At 40.8% G+C, this 282-nt stretch carries 1 protein-coding gene; it reads right to left on the minus strand.

The genetic code is table 11. The features are described 5' to 3' along the window. On the minus strand, window positions 1-282 hold a 282-nt coding region (locus tag WKI42_RS10835), incomplete at both ends, for a helix-turn-helix domain-containing protein (protein WP_368081920.1).

Below are 282 nucleotides of genomic sequence, written 5' to 3' on the forward strand. Positions count from 1 at the left end.
CTTGGAATTGAGAGGAGTTCCTTCACGAGCTTCTACAAGAGTTTGTTCGTATTGTTTTTGAGCTTGTTTAGCTAGGTAGAAAATCTTCTTATAGCCACAGTTTTGTCTTCTTTTAGGGCAGCCGTTACAGACAAAGGGAGCTTTGTCGAGTAAAGGACAAGAAAGGTTATCACATGTGGATTCTCTAACTTGTCTGTTTCGTTTGACTTCTTTAGAAACAGTGGTTGGGTCTTTTAGAATGGATTGTCCAATAGCTTTGAAGGTTTCACCGCGCTCTAAGCC

Source organism: Streptococcus pseudopneumoniae (assembly GCF_038148935.1).
GTDB lineage: Bacteria > Bacillota > Bacilli > Lactobacillales > Streptococcaceae > Streptococcus > Streptococcus pseudopneumoniae_U.